This window comes from Roseiarcus sp., assembly GCF_052145395.1.
Classification (GTDB): domain Bacteria; phylum Pseudomonadota; class Alphaproteobacteria; order Rhizobiales; family Beijerinckiaceae; genus Roseiarcus.
In genome coordinates this window covers 1-4,279 of record NZ_JBKQOT010000740.1, presented here as the reverse complement: position 1 = coordinate 4,279, position 4,279 = coordinate 1, and the positions used below count along the sequence as shown (strand labels likewise).

Sequence of the window (4,279 nt, the reverse complement as noted above, 5' to 3'; positions counted from 1 at the left end):
AAACTGCAACAGGGTCAGCCATGAAACGCGCCAGAATGACGTTGGATCAGTGATGGTCAGTGGGACACTCGCGCTGGGAAGCCTTGGAAATCCTAGGGACACTTTTGGTCCCACTTTTCTACTAATCTATTGAAATAACACGCTTTTCGTAGTCCCCTTGGGAGCGCCAATCCCGTTCGGAGCGCCCGCCAAACCAATCAGATATCTTCGATTTTATATGGCACAACATTAAGAGGTTGTGACCGCCGGCGGCGGCGATTTCGAGGGCCGCTTGGCGTTCTCCTGGCCCTTGATGTCGCGCAGGTCGGGCTGCGGCCCCGCGGGGCCGCGCACCGCCGGCTGGGGTCGCGACAGCACCTGTGTCCCCTTGAAATGGTTGGCGAGCTGGATGAGCGATCGCGGCGCGAGAATGTCGAGGTCGGCCGACGCCCAGGCCGCCTCCGGCCCGCAGGACGCCGGGCAGATGAGCCCCTTCCCCGCCGAGTTCGCCGCGATCGCCGCCGGCAGCACGCCGGCGACCGCGCTGACCGCGCCATCGAGCGCGAGTTCGCCGATGACGCAATAGCCGTCCAGCGCATCCATCGGGATCGCGCCGATCGCCGCCATGACGCCGAGCGCGATCGGCAGGTCGTAGTGGCTGCCCTCCTTCGGCATGTCGGCGGGGGCGAGATTGACGGTGATGCGCTTGGCCGGAAGCGCAAGGCCGGAGGCGATGAGCGCCGAGCGCACCCGCTCCTGCGATTCGCGCACCGCCTTGTCGCCGAGGCCGACGATGTTGAAGACCACGGTTCCGGAGGCGACATGCACCTGGACGTCGACTGGCCTTGCTTCGACCCCCTCGAACGCCACCGTCGAAACCCGCGCCACCATGTCCCGCCCCCGGGCTGCCTTTGGGCAGGAACATTTGCAGAACATTTTGCAAAGCGCAAGCGAAAAGTTTACACGGAGAACGAACGGCGCCCGCGAGTGGGAATTCGATCGCCGCCGATTTGCCGCGGATGTTCAAACGCGGGCAAAGGCCGGTCGCGATCCAGCCACGCCCCAACGCGAAGCGGTCTGCCGGAAACTCTATCAGCGCTATTGCGAACTGAGCGCCGACGGGGGCGTTCGAATGTCCGTGCGCGTAAAGCGGATAGAGGAAGGGCGTCGATCCGTTCCGCCGAGGCAACGCACTCGTTCCACGGGTCAGACAACAGGCATCAATGCCGCTCCATCCGCCGCCTCGACCGGGTAGATCTCCGGGGTCAGCCCCGTCTTCTTGTTGTAGTCCTCAGACGTGGCGGCGGCGACCTCGTCCGTCTTGCCGGTCTCGACGAAGGCCACCATGCATCCGCCGAATCCCGCTCCCGCCTGCCGCGCCCCGATTGCCCCCGGCGCGGCCATCATGGCCTCCATCATTGTCAGCATCGACGGCGAGCAGATCTCGTAGAGATCGCGCGCTCCCGCGAAAGACTCGGCGCAGAGACGGCCGATGGCGCCGCGATCCCCCGCCGCCAGCGCGTCCGACATCGCGAGCACGCGCTCGTTCTCGCCAACGATGAACTCGCACCGTTTCCGGACCTCGCCCGACAAGGTCGCCACATGCGCCATGGTCGCATCACGCAACGCCCGAACTCCCAGCAGCGCCGCGCCTTCTTCGCAGCGCGCCCGTCGCGCGCCGTATTCCCCGCCCACGAGTTCGCGCGGCGATTTTGTATCGCAAATCACCGCGCGGATCCCTTCAGCCAAGCGCACAGGGCGCGTCGAAAGGTCTCGGCAATCGAGCAAGAGGGCGCATCCGGCGCGGCCCAGGCACGAGGAGAACTGGTCAAGGATTCCGCAGTTCATCCCGACGTACTCATTCTCGGCGCGCTGGCAGAGCCGGGCCAGGCGCTCGCCGCTCATCTCCCAGCCGCCGAGCGCGCGAAACATCACCGCCACGGCGCATTCGAGCGCCGCCGACGAGCTCAGCCCACTGCGGATCGGGACGGTGCTATGGATCACGCCGTCGAAACCGCCGAGCGGCAAGCGTTCTGCTGCGAGCGCCCAAGCCACTCCGCGCGGATAATCGCCCCATCGCGCGCCGGAGTTCCCGCGAACCGCGATCGCCCGGAGATCGAAAGATTCTCGCGAGTCCAGGTTCGCGGAGTAGAGTCGCACGATCCTGTCTTCGCGAGGCCGCGCCGCCACCCACGTGTCCCGGCTGATCGAAAGCGTCAGCACGAACCCGAGATTGTAGTCCGTGTGGCTCCCCATCAGATCCACCCGTCCCGGCGCGCGCGACCACAGCGCGGGTTCACCTCCGAACTTCTCCTTGAACAACCGCGCCACACGTTCTTGCCGCATCGAAGGCCTCCAGCATCGCGTCCCGCTGCGCGGCGGAATATCAGACTGCATGCGGTGCGACGGCCCGAGCAGCAGCCCTGTCCCCCCCGGCGCGAGTTGGCGCGCGCAAGCAATCGTCGCCGCGCGGATGACTTCCGCGTTCCCCGTGGGCAGCACGTCTTGCGTCGAGATTCCGCCGTAGAAACTCAGCTTGGACCCATACTCGCGGGAGAGCCATATATGCTCAAGCACCTCGGGCTGAACCGGGTTGAGCGTCGTCAGGCCTATTTCCACCAGATCCGGCAAGATGGCGCGAATGTCGCCGTCCGAATGGAGGATCACAGGCAGCCCGGCATCGAGAAAAACGGCGAACATCGCCGCCAGGCGCGGCTTGATCAACCGTCGCCACAGCCGCGGCGAGAACAACATGGAGCGCTGAGCTCCGTAATCGTCGCCGAAGTATCCGCCGTCGACGCCCGCGGCGACAAATCGTTTCGAGAGCGCAATCTGCGAAGCGGCGATGCGATCGAGTAACTCTTCGACCCACTCGGGTCGCTCGATCATGTCCATCATCACGGCTTCGAACCCGCGCAGCGACCACGCGCGCTCGAACAGACACATTCCGAGATTCGGCACGACGAAAGTATCCGCGCCGCGGGCCGAGATCGTTCGCACCGCCGCATCGAGGAGCCCCGCCGCTTCCGGGTTGGGCCACGCGAGGCGATCAAGATCGCGAGAGTCCTTCAGCGGCGCGAAGGAATGCCAGTAGCCTTCCGTGCGGGTGTCCCATCCTGCGCCCCACCAATCGAACTCGATCGTGCCGTCTTCGTTCACTGGACGCGGGTAGGAGATATCGACCCGGAGCAGGTGGTTATCGAGACGATCCGGAAGCTCTTCGACAGGCACGCCGAAGTGCTCCGCGAGAAGCCGGCCCATCTTCGCCGTGTAATTGGTCTGCACTGGCAGCCTGTCCACTGGTTCCCGCCGCAGTGCGCGCAGGACTCGCGCTTTGCGGTCAGCAACTGCGACAGACTGGATCGAACTTGCTCCCATACGCCGTCCTCAGCGTGCGTCGCGAGATATTTCGGCCGACATTCGCCGAGCTCCGCCGCTTTCGCTGCATTCTGCGCCGGGCGCAAGGGTCAAGTTGACGCGGGTAATAACGGCCTTTCCTCGACGCGCCCAGCCGAGCGATGGGCGACGGCGTCGTAGCGCCGCGGCCCACGTCCTCACGCACAGAATCTGCCGCAGGGGCGAAGCGTCAGGCGCCAACGAAAACGGCCCGCCGGTCGATCGGCGGGCCGTTGCGATCCTCAGAGGGGCCAGCAGTGGCCTGCCTCTGTGTCAGTTCGGGCAGTTTGTCGTCTGCGTCGTCTGGCTGTAGCCGCTGTTGTCCGTCGTCTGCGTGGTTTGCGTGTTGCAGGGGGGCGCGGCCGGGACCACGACGGTGCGGTTGGGGCCGGTGGCCGCGCCCCCCACGACTGCGCCTGCGGCGCCGCCGACTGCCGCGCCGACCGGGCCGCCGACGATGGCGCCCGTAACGGCTCCGCCGGTCGCGCCCGTGACGGCGCCGTTGTCGTCCGCGAAGGCCGCCCCGGAAGCGCCGACCGCGAGCATTCCGGCGAGAATGAGTGACTTCAGCATTCGATCCTCCAAAGTGTTCACCCGTCTCTCAACCCCTGGCAGGCGCGCGAGGTTCCCTTCGATCTCGGAGGGCGCGGGCGATCGAGGCAGAAGTCGACCCGCGGCGGCATGGGGCGCCGCCATCACTTGTCGACGCCAGCGGGAACCTTTTCGCTTCAGGGGCGTAGTCAGGAACGGTTCCTGAAGACGGACGTCAAGGAGGGTGCTATGGGATTGGGACGAGGCGCGTTGCTCTGGCTGCTCGGGGTTCCGATCCCCGTCATTATCCTGCTGGCGCTGTTCTGGCATCATTAGGGACGGCGGGCCTTTCCAAGGCGACCGGCGGACTGCT

The 4,279-nt window shown here is 65.9% G+C and carries 2 protein-coding genes and 1 pseudogene; all 3 read right to left on the bottom strand.

Annotated features, from left to right (window positions below; genetic code table 11):
* Window positions 1–226: 226 nt before the first annotated feature.
* Window positions 227–870, bottom strand: a pseudogene (locus ACLP25_RS25445) (magnesium chelatase domain-containing protein); the annotation flags it as partial.
* Between the two features lie 315 nt (window positions 871–1,185).
* Window positions 1,186–3,279 carry a galactokinase gene (gene galK, locus ACLP25_RS25440; protein WP_442471900.1) on the bottom strand — a complete coding sequence of 698 codons (2,094 nt, stop codon included), beginning with the start codon at window positions 3,277–3,279 and terminating at the stop codon, window positions 1,186–1,188.
* A 369-nt stretch (window positions 3,280–3,648) separates the two neighbouring features.
* Window positions 3,649–3,948: a hypothetical protein gene (locus tag ACLP25_RS25435; protein WP_442471899.1), complete on the bottom strand. Its 300-nt coding sequence runs from the start codon at window positions 3,946–3,948 to the stop codon at window positions 3,649–3,651.
* Window positions 3,949–4,279: the final 331 nt, after the last annotated feature.